The sequence below is a fragment of the Lentisalinibacter sediminis genome, from assembly GCF_040706615.1.
Lineage (GTDB): Bacteria > Pseudomonadota > Gammaproteobacteria > Steroidobacterales > Woeseiaceae > Lentisalinibacter > Lentisalinibacter sediminis.
In genome coordinates this window covers 337,721-354,489 of record NZ_JAPDRF010000003.1, presented here as the reverse complement: position 1 = coordinate 354,489, position 16,769 = coordinate 337,721, and the positions used below count along the sequence as shown (strand labels likewise).

General features: G+C 68.6%; 14 protein-coding genes. 9 read left to right on the top strand and 5 right to left on the bottom strand.

The window, feature by feature from the left end:
- Positions 1–3 precede the first annotated feature (3 nt).
- From ACJMKX_RS06500 to pomA, 3 genes are read right to left on the bottom strand one after another with little or no spacing between them, the layout of a single operon-like run.
- Entirely contained in the window at positions 4–636 is a 633-nt protein-coding gene (locus ACJMKX_RS06500) for a PilZ domain-containing protein (protein ID WP_405222701.1), read from the bottom strand.
- Complete coding sequence (locus ACJMKX_RS06495) at positions 629–1,576, bottom strand: flagellar motor protein MotB (RefSeq protein WP_405222698.1); 948 nt, start codon at positions 1,574–1,576, stop codon at positions 629–631. The genes ACJMKX_RS06500 and ACJMKX_RS06495 overlap by 8 nt, the downstream gene beginning before the upstream one ends.
- An 11-nt stretch (positions 1,577–1,587) precedes the next feature.
- Entirely contained in the window at positions 1,588–2,352 is a 765-nt protein-coding gene (pomA, locus tag ACJMKX_RS06490; RefSeq protein ID WP_405222696.1) for a flagellar motor protein PomA, read from the bottom strand.
- A gap of 383 nt (positions 2,353–2,735) precedes the next feature.
- Here pomA and ACJMKX_RS06485 point away from each other — a divergent pair, with 383 nt between their 5' ends.
- Positions 2,736–4,133: a sigma-54 dependent transcriptional regulator gene (locus tag ACJMKX_RS06485; RefSeq protein WP_405222693.1), complete on the top strand. Its 1,398-nt coding sequence runs from the start codon at positions 2,736–2,738 to the stop codon at positions 4,131–4,133.
- A 10-nt stretch (positions 4,134–4,143) separates the two neighbouring features.
- Entirely contained in the window at positions 4,144–5,598 is a 1,455-nt protein-coding gene (locus ACJMKX_RS06480; protein ID WP_405222690.1) for an NAD-dependent succinate-semialdehyde dehydrogenase, read from the top strand.
- A gap of 16 nt (positions 5,599–5,614) precedes the next feature.
- Here the strand turns inward: ACJMKX_RS06480 and ACJMKX_RS06475 are convergent, their stop codons facing one another.
- The gene (locus ACJMKX_RS06475; RefSeq protein ID WP_405222687.1) at positions 5,615–6,553 is read right to left on the bottom strand and encodes a diacylglycerol/lipid kinase family protein; all 939 of its coding nucleotides are present in this window, start codon (positions 6,551–6,553) and stop codon (positions 5,615–5,617) included.
- Between the two features lie 129 nt (positions 6,554–6,682).
- On the opposite strand from ACJMKX_RS06475, the gene ACJMKX_RS06470 reads away from it, so the two are divergent.
- The 3 genes from ACJMKX_RS06470 to ACJMKX_RS06460 all read left to right on the top strand — a co-directional run bounded on the left by ACJMKX_RS06470 (position 6,683) and on the right by ACJMKX_RS06460 (position 9,933).
- Complete coding sequence (locus tag ACJMKX_RS06470) at positions 6,683–8,140, top strand: glycosyltransferase (RefSeq protein ID WP_405222684.1); 1,458 nt, start codon at positions 6,683–6,685, stop codon at positions 8,138–8,140.
- A 77-nt stretch (positions 8,141–8,217) separates the two neighbouring features.
- Entirely contained in the window at positions 8,218–9,384 is a 1,167-nt protein-coding gene (locus ACJMKX_RS06465) for a GGDEF domain-containing protein (RefSeq protein ID WP_405222681.1), read from the top strand.
- Between the two features lie 111 nt (positions 9,385–9,495).
- Positions 9,496–9,933 carry a TerB family tellurite resistance protein gene (locus ACJMKX_RS06460; protein ID WP_405222678.1) on the top strand — a complete coding sequence of 146 codons (438 nt, stop codon included), beginning with the start codon at positions 9,496–9,498 and terminating at the stop codon, positions 9,931–9,933.
- Between the two features lie 4 nt (positions 9,934–9,937).
- On the opposite strand, the gene ilvY is transcribed toward ACJMKX_RS06460, so the two are convergent.
- Positions 9,938–10,849, bottom strand: coding sequence for an HTH-type transcriptional activator IlvY (gene ilvY / locus ACJMKX_RS06455; protein WP_405222677.1), 912 nt, complete (start codon positions 10,847–10,849; stop codon positions 9,938–9,940).
- A 190-nt stretch (positions 10,850–11,039) separates the two neighbouring features.
- On the opposite strand from ilvY, the gene ilvC reads away from it, so the two are divergent.
- The 4 genes from ilvC (at position 11,040) to ACJMKX_RS06435 (ending at position 16,720) form a co-directional block, all read left to right on the top strand.
- Complete coding sequence (gene ilvC, locus ACJMKX_RS06450) at positions 11,040–12,056, top strand: ketol-acid reductoisomerase (RefSeq protein ID WP_405222674.1); 1,017 nt, start codon at positions 11,040–11,042, stop codon at positions 12,054–12,056.
- Between the two features lie 95 nt (positions 12,057–12,151).
- Entirely contained in the window at positions 12,152–13,816 is a 1,665-nt protein-coding gene (locus ACJMKX_RS06445; RefSeq protein WP_405222672.1) for an acyl-CoA dehydrogenase family protein, read from the top strand.
- A gap of 76 nt (positions 13,817–13,892) precedes the next feature.
- Positions 13,893–16,265 carry a xanthine dehydrogenase family protein molybdopterin-binding subunit gene (locus tag ACJMKX_RS06440; protein ID WP_405222669.1) on the top strand — a complete coding sequence of 791 codons (2,373 nt, stop codon included), beginning with the start codon at positions 13,893–13,895 and terminating at the stop codon, positions 16,263–16,265.
- Positions 16,262–16,720: a (2Fe-2S)-binding protein gene (locus ACJMKX_RS06435; protein ID WP_405222666.1), complete on the top strand. Its 459-nt coding sequence runs from the start codon at positions 16,262–16,264 to the stop codon at positions 16,718–16,720. The genes ACJMKX_RS06440 and ACJMKX_RS06435 overlap by 4 nt, the downstream gene beginning before the upstream one ends.
- Positions 16,721–16,769: the final 49 nt, after the last annotated feature.

Genomic DNA, 16,769 nt, shown 5'->3' with positions numbered 1-16,769 from the left:
CGGCTATTCCTTCAGCGCCCGCAGCCGGGCCGTACGGATGTCTTCGGCCTGGCGGCTGAGCATGTGGCGGATCAGCATCTCGCTCTCCGCCTCGCGCATGCCGACGAACTCTACCCCGATCTTGTAGCCCTCGTCCTCCAGGTCGGACTCCTCGGGCGCCTGGCAACGGACGACCCTGGCCAGCGTCTCGACATAGTGAGAGTCGGAGACGAGCAGGAACTTCAGCATCAGCCTCTCGCCCTCGCTCATGCCGTGGGGTGCCGCGAACGCCATGCCGGTGGAGCTGAGATCGCAGAGCTGGGTGGGGCGCTTGTAGATGGGGTTACGCTGCTGCTCCAGCTCCATTACCTTGTCGGCCACGAGCTGGATCTTCTCGTTCAGCAACTCCACGCACTCGGCACTGACCGGCGCCTTCTGGCGCAGTTTCAGGACGGCGGGCTTCAGGGAAGCCTCCACCTCCATCAGCTTGGCATCCAGCCCGGAGGTCCGGGACGTGCTGCCGAGGTTCTTCTCCAGCCGCTGTATCCACTCGCTCTCGTCCACCGTCGAGTAGTCGATGCGCACGAGCTCCTTGAGTCGAAACACGCGGCGGCGGTTGGTATCGCTGGTCTCGGTATCGTTCTGCATTTCACTCATCGTCTTCGTCTCCCCCGGGCGCATCGGCCGCGGCCTCTTCGCCGTCGGCGCTCCTCCCGGTCTCTTCCTCCGCATCCGGTTCGCGGGCCTCGGCGATGCGAAGCTGGCGGTCCTCACTGCCGCCGGACGGGTTGCGTATGATGCTGATGTCCACGCGCCGGTTGATGGCACGGTGTTCGACGCTGTCGTTCGGATACAGCGGGCGTGTGTCCGCGTGGCCGGTCACCACGATCCGGTTCTCTTCGATGTCGCCGCCCTTCAGCAGGGTGTGGGCCACGGAGACGGCTCGCGCCGTGGACAGTTCCCAGTTCGAGCGGTAGCGCTCGTTGTAAATGGGCACGTCGTCGGTGTGGCCGGAGATCTTGAGCTCGCCCGGCATCTCGCCGATGAGGCCGCGGATCTTCTCCAGCACCGGCAGGAAGCCCGGCTGTATGCTGGCGTCGCCCGAGGGGAAGGTGGCCTTCTCCAGAATACGGATGATGATGCGGCGACCGTCCAGCTCGACGTCCACGCTGCCCTGCTCGATCTCCTCGGCCAGGGCCTGGCGGAGCTTCTCTGCATCCTCCTTCGCGTTGTCGGCCTCCTCGTCACCCACGCCGGGTTCGTCCACGCCCACGTCAAGGGTGTTCTTGGCCGAGTCGATGGTGTGCTGGCGGATCTCGTTCATCGGGGTGGGCTGCGGCCGCCCGGGGCTGAATTCCCGCGCGATGATGCTGGTGCCCTTCGGTATGGTCTTCACCTCCACCTGTGCCTGTACGCCGAAGGCCTCCCGCACCGACCCGGACAGCACCTTGAACTTCTGCACGTCCATCTCGGAGAACGCCAGCATGAGCACGAAAAAGCACATGAGCAGCGTCATGAGATCGGCGAAGGTCATGACCCAGGCGGGTACGCCTTTCTTTTCCTCTTGCCTGACCTCCGCTGCGCCTTCCTCGTCCATGCGCCGCTACCTCAGGCCAGTTCTTCGTCGACGCTGCGGCGCGAACGGGGCAGATAGGCCTCCAGCATGCCCTCGATGATGCGCGGGTTCTGGCCCTCCTGAATGCCGATCAGCGCGTCGATGACGAGCGACTTGTGGCGCTGCTCTTCCTTGCTGCGCAGGGCCAGTTTGTCGGCCACCGGTATGGCGATCACGTTCGCGAGGATGGCCCCGTACAGCGTCGTGAGCAGGGCCACGGCCATGGCCGGGCCGATCTGCTTCGGGTCGTCCATGACCGAGAGCATCTGCACGAGGCCGATCAGCGTACCGATCATGCCCATGGCCGGACCGACGTCGCCGATGGCCTTGAAGATGCCCTGGCCGTCGCTGTGGCGCTGCAGGGTCTGGTTCAGGTCCTTGTTCAGCATGGAGCGGACCACCTCGGAGGGATGACCGTCGATCAGGAGACCCACGCCCATCTTCATGAATTCGTCGGGCACCTCGGCGTCTTCCAGCGCGAGGATGCCACCCTGGCGTGCGGTCTTCGCCAGTTCGACGGATTTCTCGATGATGGCCTCGGGGTTCGGCACGCGCTGGGTGAACGCCTTCACCGCGATGCCGGTGGCGCTGAAGAATTGCTTCAGGCTGAACTTCATCATCGTCACGAGAAACGTGCCGACGAGCACGATCAGCAGCGACGGGGTATTGAGGAAGACGCCCGGCGCGCCGCCCAGGAAAATGGAGGTGATGACCACCCCGAGGGCGCCGAGCAAGCCTATCAGTGTTGCGAGATCCAACGCGTCGTCCTCCGTTCTTGTTCGGGATGCCGAAGGCGGCGCCGATCCGCGCATCCGCACGCACGCGCCGCCACGCTCCTGTGGCTACCCTCTGTATCGGCCGCCGGCGTGGAATCTTTAGCCCCTGGGGCGCATCCTCGACGGTACCGTCCGGGACCGGCGTTGCGTAGCGCAAGGGTATGAACCGACTCGAATTATTCGGGTCTCGAGTTGCAATCCCCTGCTCTGCGCCGCACAATCATCGGCGGTTGCGGCAGACGCCCGCTCGAGGCGCAAGGCACTGAATTGAAAGGCGTGATCAGATCAGCGGCGACGGGGGCGACGGCTCCGGGCGCGATTCCCGCGCGGCCCGGCAAGCGATGCCCGGCCGCGGAGGCGGCACGGTGAGCACCGAACGGCTCATCCTGGTCATCGCCGAAGACGCCGAGGCAGGCGAGACCCTGCGCGACAGCATCGAGTTCCTGGACGCGCCGGCCACGGCGGTCGCCGCGCCCGAGCGCTGGCGCGATAGCGCTGCGGGGCAGCGCCTGGCCGCGGTCTTCCTCCACCCCTCCCTCGGGCGCGCGGCCGTCGCCCACCTGGTGGCGGAGGTCGGCAGCGCGGACGCCGCGCTGCCGGTGGTGGTCGCGGGCCGTGCCGATCTGGCCGCACTCGAGGCGGACTGCCCCGGCGCGCGACTCTTCGGTCTGGATCTGCCGGTGGATTTCAGTCAGCTGTCTGCATTGCTGGAGGAGATCTGGGCGGGCTACAGCCGCCGCCGCATGCAGCATGCCGCCGACCGGGTGCAGTCCCGCCCGCTGGGCGAGAGCCTGGCGATGTGCGAGGCCCGCGGGCTGGCCGAGCGGGTCGCCGCCAGCGGTGCCTCCGTGCTGGTCCTCGGTGAGTCGGGCACGGGCAAGGAGGTTGTCGCCCGTTACATCCACGAACTCAGCGCCAGGAAGGGACCGTTCGTCGCGGTGAACTGCGGCGCCATCCCGGGCCAGCTGCTGGAAAGCGAGCTGTTCGGCCACGAGCGCGGCGCGTTCACGGGCGCGGTGGCGCGGCGGACGGGGCGCTTCGAGCAGGCGGCCGGCGGCACCATCTTCCTGGACGAGATCGGCGACATGCCGCCGGCCATGCAGGTCAAGCTGCTGCGCGTGCTGCAGGAACGCGTCATCGACCGGATCGGCGGCGTGGAGAGTATCCCGGTCGACGTCAGGGTCATCGCTGCCACTCACCGGGATCTGCCCGAGGCGATCGAGGACGGAACCTTCCGGGAGGACCTGTACTACCGCCTGAATGTGTTCCCGATCGAGCTGCCGCCACTGCGCGAGCGCGTGCGCGACATCCCGCTGCTGCTCGAGGAGATGGTGCGGCGGGTCGACGCGCGCCTCGGTATCCGGGTGGATTTCGCCCAGGAGACCGTGCGGGCGCTGCAGGAGTACGACTGGCCCGGCAACGTACGGGAACTGGCCAACCTGGTGGAGCGGCTGGCGGTCGTGCGCCCGCACGGCTGCATCACGGTCGGCGACCTGCCGGCGCCGCTCCGGCGTGAAGCGGCGGGGGCCGCCACGGCGTCGGCCGCCGCCGCCGACCTGCCGCCGGACGGCAAGAGTCTGAAGGAGCACATGGGGGACATCGAGAGCAGCCTGATCCGGGACGCGCTGCGTTCCTGCGACGGCGTCGTCGCGCAGGCGGCCAGGATGCTGGGGATGGGCCGCACGACCCTGGTGGAGAAGATCCGGCGCTACGACATCGCGCTGGATGAGACCACGACCCGGGGCGAGACCACCCACGAATAGGAGCCATTCCATGAAACTCGACAATCCCGACCTGTTGCGCAGCCGCTGCTACGTCGCCGGCGAATGGGTCGACGCGGACGACGAGGGCACCATCGCCGTCGGCAATCCGGCCACGGGCGAGAATCTCGGCACCGTGCCTTCCCTGGGCGCGGAGGAGACCCGCCGGGCGATCGCCGCCGCCGGCGAAGCCATGGCCGAGTGGGGCGCGCGGCCGGCCGCCGAGCGGGCTACCTTGCTGCGGCGCTGGCACGACCTGATGATGGCGCATCAAGAGGACCTCGCCGTCATCATGACGGCCGAGCAGGGCAAGCCGCTGAAGGAGTCCCGTGGCGAGATCGCCTATGCTGCCGGCTTCATCGAGTGGTTCGCCGAGGAGGGCAAACGGGTATACGGCGACATCATTCCCTCACCCCAGGCCGGTCGGCGCCTGCTGGTGCTGAAACAACCGGTGGGCGTGGTCGCGGCGATCACGCCCTGGAATTTCCCCGCGGCGATGATCACCCGCAAGGCGGGACCGGCGCTCGCCGCCGGCTGCACGTTCGTCTGCAAACCCGCCTCGCAGACGCCGTACTCGGCGCTGGCGCTGGCCGTGCTGGCGGAGGAGGCCGGCATCCCGGCCGGGGTGTTCAGCGTAGTCACGGGCTCGGCGTCCGCCATCGGCGGCGAGATGACCGGCAACCCGACCGTGCGCAAGCTCTCGTTCACCGGTTCCACGGAGATCGGCAAGCTGCTCATGGAGCAGTGCGCCGGCACCATGAAGAAGGTCTCGCTGGAACTCGGCGGCAACGCACCGTTCATCGTTTTCGACGATGCGGACCTCGACGCGGCTGTCGAGGGCGCCGTGGCCTCGAAGTACCGCAACACCGGCCAGACCTGCGTCTGCACGAACCGCTTCCTCGTCCAGGAATCGGTCATGGATGCCTTCGCCGAGAAGCTGGCCGCCGCCGTCGACGACCTGGTGGTGGGCGACGGCCTGAAAGGGGATACGGATCAGGGTCCTCTCATCGACGAGAGCGCCGTGGAAAAGGTGGAGGAGCACATCGCCGACGCGCTCGCCGGCGGCGCCGAGCTGATCACCGGCGGCAAGCGGCATGCGCTCGGCGGGCAGTTCTTCCAGCCGACCGTCGTCAAGGGCGCCACGCCGGAGATGCTGGTGGCCGGCGAGGAGACCTTCGGCCCTCTGTCGCCGCTGTTCCCGTTCCGCGACGAGGCCGAAGCCGTTGCCATGGCCAACGACACCCGCTTCGGTCTGGCGAGTTACTTCTACACCCGCGACCTGGCCCGCGCGTGGCGGGTCGCCGAGGCGCTGGAATACGGCATCGTCGGCCTGAACACGGGCCTGATCTCCACGCCGGTGGCCCCGTTCGGCGGGGTGAAGGAGTCCGGTATCGGCCGCGAGGGCTCGAAGTACGGCATCGACGACTACCTCGAGATCAAGTACTTCGCGATGGCTGGGCTCGACTGACGCCTCGGGCTATTGTTCAGGCTATGACGGACAGCGCGGCCGGCACGCAGCGGATCGCGAGCCGGGTCACCGGGGTGTCGGCGGCCTCGCCGTCGGCTTCCAGGGGCAGTGGCGCGGAGGTCTCGATGACGAGTTCCCGTGCGCTGAACAGCATGGCTTCCGGCGCGCTCATGTGGGTGCCCCGGACGGCCTGCGGCACCAGGGTCAGCACCCGGCGGCGGCTGAGCGGTGCGGCGACCACCACCGACAGCAGGCCGTCGTCCAGGCTGGCCGGCGGGGCGATGTGGAACAGGCCCCCGAACCAGGCGCCGTTGCAGGCAATCACCATCGACGCCGGCAGCTGGAGGCGGCGGCCGTCGGCCTCGATGCGTACCTCGGCCGCATCCACTCCGCTGCGCAGCACGAGGGCGAGGGCGGCCGGGTAGGCGAGCAGGCCGGGCAGCCAGCGCACCCGTTCGGCGGCTCGGACCACCACGCCGTCCAGCCCGATGCCGACGCTGTTGGCGAACCACTGCCCGTTGCAGTAGCCCACGTCGATGCGTCGCCGACGGCGCTCGGCCAGCGCTACCGCGAGCGCGGCACAGGCGTTGCGCCAGCTGCGCGGCGTGCCCAGCGATTTTACGAAGTCGTTGCCGGTACCGCCCGGGATCACGCCGAGGGCGAGATCCAGCCCCTGGCCGAGGATCCCGTTCACGGCTTCCCGGACCGTGCCGTCGCCCCCGGCCACGACGACTTCGCGGGATCCGGCTGCGGCGGCCTCCCGCAGCAGCGCCGCCATGTGGCCGGGTTCCCGGCTGTAGCGGAGCGTGGCGGGACGGCCGGCGGCCTCCAGCACACGGCACATCGCGTCGCCGTGTCGCCCGGCCGCGCCGCGCCCGGCGGCCGGGTTCACGATGAGGGGAACGGGGGGGACGGCCGGGCGGGCGGTGCTGTCGTTCGCCGGGTCGCTGCTCATTGCCCTCTCTGCCGAACCGCCCCTGCCGATGGATGTCCGGGAGCTTACACGCTTCGCTGCGCGCCGGCTGCATGAAGCGGCGGGGCGGTCACGCTATCATGCGCCCTTTTGGCAGCCCCCGGAGGCGGGATGGAACAGGATACGGGCAGGCTTTTCGAGGTCGACATCCACTCGCTCAGCATCGACCGGTACGAGGGCCTCGCCGCGCCGGGGCTCCTCGCGGATCTCAGCGCCGAGGCTGCGCGGCTCGCCCGGGCGCTGGAAGGCCGTGTCTTCTGGCACCTGAATTCCACGGCGGAGGGCGGCGGCGTCGCCGAGATGCTGCCTTCATTGCTCGGCTACTGCCGCCATTTCGACATCGACTCCCGCTGGCTGGTCATCGGCGGCAACCCGGCGTTCTTCCGTGTGACGAAGCGCCTGCACCATGGGCTGCACGGCGAGCCGGGGGACGGAACGCCCCTGGACGACGAGGCACGGCGCATCTATGAGGCAACCCTCGAGGACAATGCGGCGGAGCTGCTGGCGCTGGTCAAGCCCGGCGACGTCGTCCTGCTGCACGACCCGCAGACCCTGGGGCTGGCCCGTTACCTGGTCGAGCACGGCGCCGCTGTCGCCTGGCGCTGCCACATCGGCCATAGCGACTGGAACGAGGAGTACGACCGGGCCTGGCAGTTTCTGAGCCCCTATCTCGCCTATCCCCGCCGGTTCGTGTTTTCCCGTGACGCCTACGTACCGCCGATCATCGACCGGGACCGCACCGTCATCATCCCGCCGAGCATCGATGCGTTCACGCCGAAGAATCAGGACATGAGCGAGAACGCCGTGCGCACGCTGCTGGTGCATGCCGGCCTGGTGTCGGGTCCCCTGCCTGCGGCGCCGGACTACGAGTTCTTCCGCAGCGACGGCAGCCGTGGCCGCGTGGACCGTCACGCAGACCTCATCCGCTGCGGTCAGCCGACGCCGCCGGACCTCCCCATGGTGGTGCAGGTCTCGCGCTGGGATCCGCTGAAAGACCCCTGCGGCGTGATCGAGGGCTTCGCCACCTGGCTGAGCCATGGCGGGGACGGCGGCGCCGAGCTGGTGATGGTCGGGCCGAGCGTGACCGGCGTGGCCGACGACCCGGAAGGCATCGAGGTGTTTCACGAGGTGTTCCGGGTCTGGCGCGAGCTGCCCCACGCCCAGCGCAGCCGCATCCATCTCGCCATGCTGCCCATGGTCGACGTCGAGGAGAACGCCGCCATGGTCAATGCCATCCAGCGCCATGCGGCCGTCATCGTGCAGAAGAGCCTGCACGAGGGCTTCGGCCTCACGGTCACCGAGGCCATGTGGAAGGGCACGGCCGTGCTGGCGACCCGGGTGGGCGGCATCCAGGACCAGATCGAGGACGACCGCCACGGCCTGCTGCTCGACGACCCGCGCGACCTGGAGTCGTTCGCCGGCCTGCTGGAACGCCTCGTGGGCGACAGCGGGCTGCGGGACCGGCTTGGCGCTGCTGCCAGGGAGCGGGTGAGCGAGCGCTTCCTCGAGCCGCGCAGCGTCGCGGACCACCTGCGCCTCGCCGAAGATCTGCTGGAGGCGTTGCGCTGAACGCCAGGCTGCCGGCAGACCTGGTCTACGCCGCTGCCCTGTTCGCGGTTGCCGTCACGGCGATCGCGGCGGCGGCGGTGGCGACAGGCGCCTCCATAACCGCCGACGAGTTGCCGCTGGCAGGTTTTTTCCTGCTGTTCGGGCTGTTCACGATCACCGTGGGTTATCCCCACCCGACCTTCGGCCACGTTTCCTTCGATCGCGTCGCCCAGGTGTCCAGCCTCCTGCTGCTGGGGCCGGTGGATGCCGCCATCATCAACGGCCTGGCTTCTCTGCTGTGGCCGCTGCAGCGGCTGCGCAGCGGCAGAATCCGCCGGACCGTCACGGCCTCCCTGCACAACGCGGGTCTCATGTCGCTGATGATCCTGGTCGCGGGGCTGCTCTATGTCAGGCTCGGCGGCCCGGTGCCGCTGACTGACATCGACTGGCGCAGCGCAGCCCTTATCGCGCTGCTGGCGCTGACCATGCAGGCCGTCAACGAGATCGGCATGCGCATCTACGTAAGCCTGCGCGGCATGGACACGGCGGGGATGTTCAGCGCCTTCCAGACGATGATCGAGATCGGTTCGGTACCGGCCGCCGTGCTGGTGGCGATCGTCTTCAGCCGCATGGAGGTGGCCGTCATCATGACCCTGCTGTTCGTCCTCTCGCTGGGCATGCTGGCGCTGAAGGAGTTCGCAGACATGCGCCAGCGGCTGGAGGCGCTGGTGGAGGAGCGCACCCGCGAACTCAGGGCCAAGACCCTGGAGCTCGAACGGCAGGCGACCCGGGACAAGCTCACCGGGCTGTTCAACCGACGCTATGCCGACGGCTTCATCGACGGTCAGCTCGAGCTCGCGGAGCGCGTTGGGCGCCCGCTGGGCGTGATCCTGACCGACGTCGACCATTTCAAGCTGATCAACGACACACACTCACACGCGGTGGGCGATGCGGTACTGGAGCGGCTTTCGCGACTGCTCGAGTCCCACTGCAGGGAGACCGACATGGTCGCCCGCTACGGCGGCGAGGAATTCCTGATCTGTCTGCCCGCTACTGACGCCGCGGCGGCCGCCGGCATCGGCGAGGCCATCCGTGTGGCGGTGGCGTCGATGGACTGGTCCGATATGGCGCCGTCGCTGAGGGTGACCGTCAGTATCGGAGTCGCCGCCAGCGGACGGGGGAAAGACCGGGCCGACGTCCTCGGCAGGGCGGACGCGAACCTGTACCGGGCCAAGCGCGCGGGGAGAGATCGTGTCGTGGGCTGACGGGCCGGCGCACCATGGCCGTGCAAGATCGGCTCGCATACGTATATACTGCGCCCACAATCACAATACGGGCCGCTGCAGCGGCGGTCCGGACAAGGCGGGAGACCTCACATGGCGATAGCGGATCTCAGTAGCGTACTGAAGATTTTCGGCGGCTCGGAGCCGACCGAGGAAGACCGGCGCACCCTGTTCAAGGAAGTGCTGCTGATGACCCTCTCCCGGGCCACGAGCGCCGACGCCAACATCGACCCGGCCGAGGTGGACACGGTGCAGACCATCCTCAAGCGCATGCTGGACGAGGACATCCACGCCGCCGACATCCGCGTCGCGGCCAAGTCCGAAATCTACGAGAACGCCCCGTTGCCCGACTATCTGTCCAGCGTGGCGAAGCGCCTGCAATCCTCGGAGCGGGTGGCCATCGCCAAGGCGCTCGCCGACGTCATCCACAGCGACTGCCGCATCAGCGAGCGCGAGGTGAACTTCTTCGACATGGTGGCGAAGGCGCTGAAGATCACCCCCGCCGAACTGGCCGGCATCGTCCCCGGCTAGCCGGCTAGGCATTCGCCGGGGGCGCCGGCCCGCCGGCGGTCAGCGCCGACCAGAAGGCCCGCACCAGCCGGTCGCCGAGCCGCTTGCGGCGCGCAAACAATCCCACCTCGAAAGGCGCCAGCGCGGGGCGGGCGGCAACCTGCCGCACCCTGCCGGCCAGCGGGCTGTTCTCCAGGACGATCAGCGGCACGACACCCACGCCGCCGCCGAGCCCGACCATGCTGACGATGGCCTCGTTGCCGGCTGCCTGGGCCAGCACCTGGGGCCGTATCCCCTTGTCCCGGAACCAGCGCTCGACCCGCTCCCGGGCGAGTCCCCGCTCGGGCAATATCATGGGCACCGAGGCCCAGTCGGCGGGCCGCATGCGCGGCTTCAGAAAACGATCCATGTCCGGGTCTTCACGGGAAGCGATGAACACCAGCGGTGAGACGGCCATGGGCTCGAAGGCGAGGCCGGCGGGGAGCCGCTCCGGGCGGGCCCCGATGGCCAGGTCCTCGTCGCCTGCGCGCACCCGGGCCACGGCCTGCTCCGGGTCGCCGGTGTGCACCGTGATCCGCACCCGCCGATGGCGCCGCCGGAACTCGGCGACCGGGTCGTACAGGAAGCTGTAGCTGGCCGTGACCGAGCAGTAGATGCTGATCTCGCCGGTCAGCTCGTCGCTGTCGGCGGCCAGGCCGGCCCGCAGCGCCTCCCACTGCTCCAGCGTCTCGCGGGCCCACGTCCGGAAGCGCTCGCCCGCCGGGGTGAGCGTGACGCTGCGGTTGTCCCGCTCGAACAGCCGGACGCCGAGTTCCTCCTCCAGGCCGCTGATGATGCGGCTGAGCGTCGACGGGCTCATGTGGCAGGCCGCGCTGGCCCGCCCGTAGTGCAGGGTGTCGGCCAGGCTCAGGCAGGCACGCAGGCTGCGGTCGTCCATGCTGGCTCCATTGTTGCAGAAAGTGCAACATAGAATTTTAAATATTTCATTTTAGAAAATACAGCCGTTGCACTATGGTGCCCCCATTCCTGTAGGAGGGCCTTCAGGCCCGATCCAATGAACCGGGTCGGGCCTGAAGGCCCTCCTACAGGATCATCACATGCGTCCACATCATCGACAGGAGCCCGCCATGAACATCTTCTACGACAAGAACTGCGACCTCTCCATCATCCAGGGCATGAAGGTGTCCGTGATCGGCTACGGCTCCCAGGGACACGCCCATGCGCTGAACCTGCAGGACTCCGGTGTCGAGGTGACCGTGGGGCTGCGGGAGGGCTCGGCGTCCGTGGCGAAGGCGCAGAAAGCCGGGCTGCGGGTCCAGGGCGTGGCCGAGGCCGTCGCCGGCGCCGATCTCGTGATGATGCTGGCGCCGGACGAGTCCATGGCGGCGCTGTACCGGGATCAGGTCGAGCCGAACCTGAAGCAGGGCGCCACCCTCGCATTCGCCCACGGCTTCGTCATCCATTACAACCAGGTGGTGCCGCGGGCGGATCTCGACGTCGTCATGATCGCGCCGAAGGCGCCCGGTCACACCGTGCGCAGCGAGTTCGCCAAAGGTGCCGGCATCCCGGACCTGGTGGCCATTTTCCAGGATGCGAGCGGCCGGGCGAAGGATGTCGCGCTGTCCTATGCGTGCGGCATCGGCGGCGGCCGCACGGCTATCATCGAGACCACCTTCCGCGACGAGACGGAGACCGATCTCTTCGGCGAGCAGACCGTGCTGTGCGGCGGCTGCGTGGAGCTGGTGAAGGCCGGCTTCGAGATGCTGGTCGAGGCCGGCTACGCGCCGGAACTCGCCTACTTCGAGTGCCTGCACGAGCTGAAACTGATCGTCGACCTGATGTACGAGGGCGGCATCGCCAACATGAACTACTCGATTTCCAACAATGCGGAGTACGGCGAGTACTACACCGGCAGGGAAGTCATCAACGAGCAGTCGCGGGCGGCGATGCGCAATGCGCTGGAGCGCATCCAGAGCGGTGAGTACGCCAAGTCGTTCATCGCGGAGGGCGCCATGAACTACCCGTCGATGACGGCGCAGCGGCGCAACACCGAGGCGCACCTCATCGAGACCACCGGCGCGCGGCTGCGGGAGATGATGCCCTGGATCACTGCGAACCGGTTGGTGGACCGGGAGAAGAACTGACGCGCAGGCCCCGCACGGCGATCCGGTCCGTCCACGGCTGACGCCGCGCCGCGGCGGCGTTACATTGTGGGCAGATCCACCGACCGGAGCGAACGATGGGACACCTGAAGCCGCGCACCGAACTCGCGACCCACGAGGTCATCAACCAGGCGCCGCCGCTGGAGGGCGTCAACTGCTACGAGAACGACATCGCGCTGAAGGAGGCCGTGAGCCGTAACGGCGCCGCCTGGTTGGATGCGGAACTCGGTCGGCTGGGCGCGCGGGTCGGCTCGGCCGAGGTCCAGGACTGGGCCGCGCGGGCGAATGCCAGCCCGCCGGTCCTGAAGGCCTTCGACCGCTACGGTCAGCGCATCGACGAGGCGGATTTTCATCCCGACTACCACCGGCTGATGGCGCTGGGGCTCGAGAGCGGCGTGAGTTCGGTGGCCTGGACGGCGGAGCAGGGCGGCCACGTGGCGCACTCGGCGCTGATGTACGTGTTGAGCCAGGCGGACCAGGGCGTGTGCTGCCCCTTCTCGATGACCTACGCCTGCGTCCCCACGTTGCGCCATCAGCCGGACCTGGCGGCGGAATGGGAGCCGCGGGTGGCGGTGGCGGCCTACGATCCCCGCTGCATTCCGGCCGGCGAGAAGCGGGGCGTAACCCTCGGCATGGCGATGACCGAGAAGCAGGGCGGTTCCGACGTGCGGGCCAACACTACCCGCGCCGTGCCCCTGGGCGCGGAGGGAGAATACGAGCTCGTCGGCCACAAGTGGTTCTGCTCGGCGCCGATGAGCGACGGCTTCCTGACGCTGGCGAAGACCGATGGCCGCCTGTCCTGCTTCTTCGCGCCGAAATGGAGGCCTGACGGGACACGCAACACCATCCAGGTGGTGCGACTGAAGGACAAGCTCGGCGACCGCTCGAATGCCTCCAGCGAGATCGAATACCACAACGCCTGGGCGCGGATGGTGGGTGAGGAGGGCCGCGGCGTGCGGACCATCATCGAGATGGTCCAGGGCACGCGGCTCGATTGCATGGTGGGCTCGACGGCCATCATGCGTGCCGCGCTGTCCCAGGCGCTGTGGCACGCCGGACACCGGCGCGCCTTCGGCCCGCGGCTGGTCGAGCATCCGGCCATGGCTCAGGTGCTCGCGGATCTGGCGCTGGAGCAGGAGGCGGCGCTCGCCATGAGTTTCCGGGTGGCTCGCGCCTTCGACGACGCCCCGCACTCGGAGCATGCCGCCGCCATCGCGCGCATACTCACGCCGATCGCGAAGTACTGGATCTGCAAGCGCACCCCGTCTCTCGTCTACGAGGCCATGGAGTGTCTCGGCGGCGCGGGCTACGTGGAGGAGTCGCCGATGCCCCGCTACTTCCGCCAGTCACCGCTGAACAGCATCTGGGAAGGCTCCGGCAACGTGATCGCGCTGGATACCCTGCGGGCCATACAGCGCGACCCGGGTGTGCTGGAAGCGCTGTTCGCGGAACTGGACGGGGCCCGCGGCGCGGACCGCTACCTGGACGGCCTGATCCATACGGTCACGACGCTGAACGTGAAAGAGGCGCTGGGCGAAGCCACGGCCCGGCATTTCGTCGAGTCGCTTGCGCTCGCGTTCCAGGGGGCGGAACTCTTCCGCGCCGCGCCGGCGATCGTGGCCGAAGGTTTCGCCGCCACGCGCCTGCGCTCCGAGCGGGGCTATACCTGGGGTACATTCGCGCCGGGCCTGGACCTCGATGCCCACGGGCTGATCGAGAGAGCGTCGCCGCTGAGCATCTGATCCGGACGGCGACGGCATGTTATGTTGTGGCGAAGCGCCGAGGCGTTTTGATGCACCGCGACACAGGGAGTCTGCCATGGCGACGGATATTGGATCGAACATGGAAGCGGGGCCGCTCAGCTGGCGGCAGGACGACAACGGACCACTGACGGAGATCCCTCTTGCACGGGTTACCCGGCGGGATGTTCTCGCCGGGCTCGCGGCGGGCACGGGCTTCGCATTCGCGCTGTCGCTGACGGGCTGCGCGAAAGCCGACCAGACGGCGGGCGGTCTCAGCGACGTGCGGGGCGGAGACGCCACGCCCGGTCTCTTCATCAGCATCGAGAAAGACGGCAGCGTCAAGCTGACCTGCCATCGCTCCGAGATGGGTCAGCAGACCTGGACCGCGATGGCCCAGATCATGGCCGACGAACTCGAGGCCGACTGGAGCCGCATCGAGGTGGTGCAGGCGATCGGTCATCCGAAATACGGCGACCAGAACACCGACGGCTCGCGCTCCGTACGCCGCAACCTCACCCGTCTGCGCTACGCAGGCGCCGGCATGCGCCACATGCTGGAGACCGCGGCGGCGAACCGCTGGGGCGTGCCGGCCGATGAGTGCAGGGCCGAGCTGCACCAGGTGGTGCACGGGCCCAGCGGGCGCACACTCGGCTACGGCGAGCTGGCCGTGGATGCCGCCGGCCTCGACATTCCCGGCAAGGACGCCGTCCGGCTGAAGGACCGCAGCGACTGGCGCTACATCGGCAAGGACGTCGCTTCCCTCACGGTCCCCGACATCGTGGTCGGCAAGGGCACCTTCGGCATCGACGTGCAGGTGCCCGACATGGTCTACGCGGTCATCGCCCGCCCGCCGGTGGTCTTCGGCAGCGTGAAGAGCGTGAACGACAAGAAAGCGCTCGAGGTGCCCGGCGTGCTCCGTACCGTGCGGCTCGATGCACCCGAGCCGCCAGCCGGCTTCAAGCCCCTTGGCGGCGTTGCGGTAATCGCCGACAACACCTGGTCCGCCCTGCAGGGCCGCGAGGCGCTGGAGATCGAGTGGGAGGCGGGCCCGAACGGCGACTACGACTCCGATGCCTTCCGCGAACAGCTCCTGGAGACGGCCCGCAAGCCCGGCAAGCTGCGGCGCAGCCGCGGCGACGTGCAGAAGGCACTGGATGCCGCGGCGAAGCGGATCTCCGCCGACTACTACGTGCCGCACCTGTCCCAGGCACCCATGGAGCCGCCGGCGGCCACCGCGCGCTGGGACGGCGACAAGTGCGAGGTCTGGGCCTGCGTGCAGGCGCCCCAGGCCACCCGGTCGGCGGTGGCGGGCGCGCTGGACGTCGATCCGGAGAAAGTGATCGTGACGCCCACCTGGCTCGGCGGCGCGTTCGGCCGCAAGTCCAAGCCGGACTTCGCCGTGGAGGCCGCGTTGCTCGCGCGGGAGATCGGTAAACCGGTGAAGGTCACGTGGAGCCGCGAAGACGACCTCAAGCACGGCTACCTCCACTCGGTGAGCGGCCAGCACATGGAGGGCGGACTGGACGCAGACGGCCGCTGCACGGCGTTTCTGCACCGAACCGTGTTCCCGCCCATCCCGTCGACGTTCCAGAAGGGCGTCACGGAGCCTTCCTGGGGCGAGCTGCGCCTGGGCGCCTCCGACAACCCCTTCGTCGTGCCGAACCTGCAGCTCGAGACCGGACCGGCCGAGGCGAAGGTGCGCATCGGCTGGCTGCGCTCGGTGGCCAACGTCTATCATGCCTTCGCCATCCAGAGCTTCGCCGCGGAACTCGCCGCGGCCGCCGGCCGCGACCAGAAGGACTTCCTGCTGGAGCTGATCGGACCGCCCCGGATCGTGGATCCGCGCGAGGAGGGTGCCGAGTACGACAACTACGGCGATTCGTTCGAGGAATATCCCATCGATACCGGCCGGCTGGCCAACGTGACCAAGATGGCTGCCGAGATGGCCGGCTGGGGCCGCACGATGGGCAGCGGCCGTGGACTGGGCATCGCCGCGCATCGCTCGTTCCTGGCCTATGTGGCGACCGTCATCGAGGTGAAAGTGGACGACGAGGGCCGGCTCACCATACCGGGCGTCTGGTCGGCCATCGACGCCGGTACCGTGGTGAATACCCGCCACGTCGAGGCGCAGATGGAAGGCGGCTGCCTGTACGGGCTCTCCAATGCGCTTTACGGGGAAATCACCGCGAAGAACGGCGTCATCCAGCAGGAGAACTTCCCCTCCTGGCGCATCATGAAGATGAGCGAGGCGCCGCGGAACTTCGAGGTGAAGATCATGGAGTCCGACGCCCCGCCGTGCGGCGTGGGCGAGCCGCCGACGCCACCGGCCGCCCCGGCGCTGACCAATGCCATCTATGCCGCCACCGGCAAGCGCATCCGCCGCCTGCCCGTCTTCGGGCCGAATGCGGACAGCCTGGACAGCCTCAGCAGCGGGAGTGAACAGTCATGAGCACAAAACTGAACGTCAACGGTGAATCCGTCGAACTCGACGTCCCGAGCGAGATGCCGCTGCTGTGGGCACTGCGTGACCGGCTGCAGCTGACCGGCACGAAGTACGGCTGCGGCATCTCCCAGTGCGGCGCCTGTGTCGTCTACGTGGACGGCAAGGCGCGGCGCGCCTGCGTGACCCCGGTGGGCAGCGTCGCCGATTCTAGCGTCACGACCATCGAGGGCGTCGAGGGCCCCGAGGCCGATGCCATCCGCGCGGCCTGGCAGGCGATAGACGTGCCCCAGTGCGGCTACTGCCAGTCCGGCCAGATCATGTCCGCCGTCGATCTGCTGAAGAAGAATCCGAAGCCGAGCGACAAGGACATCGACGAGGCCATGGACGGCAACCTCTGCCGCTGCGCCACCTACGTGCGCATCCGCCGCGCCATCAAGGACGCGGCCGCCTCGCTGGGTTAGGCCCCGGAGAGCAGCCGGGCCTGCGAGGCGCGCCGGCGCGATCCGCGGC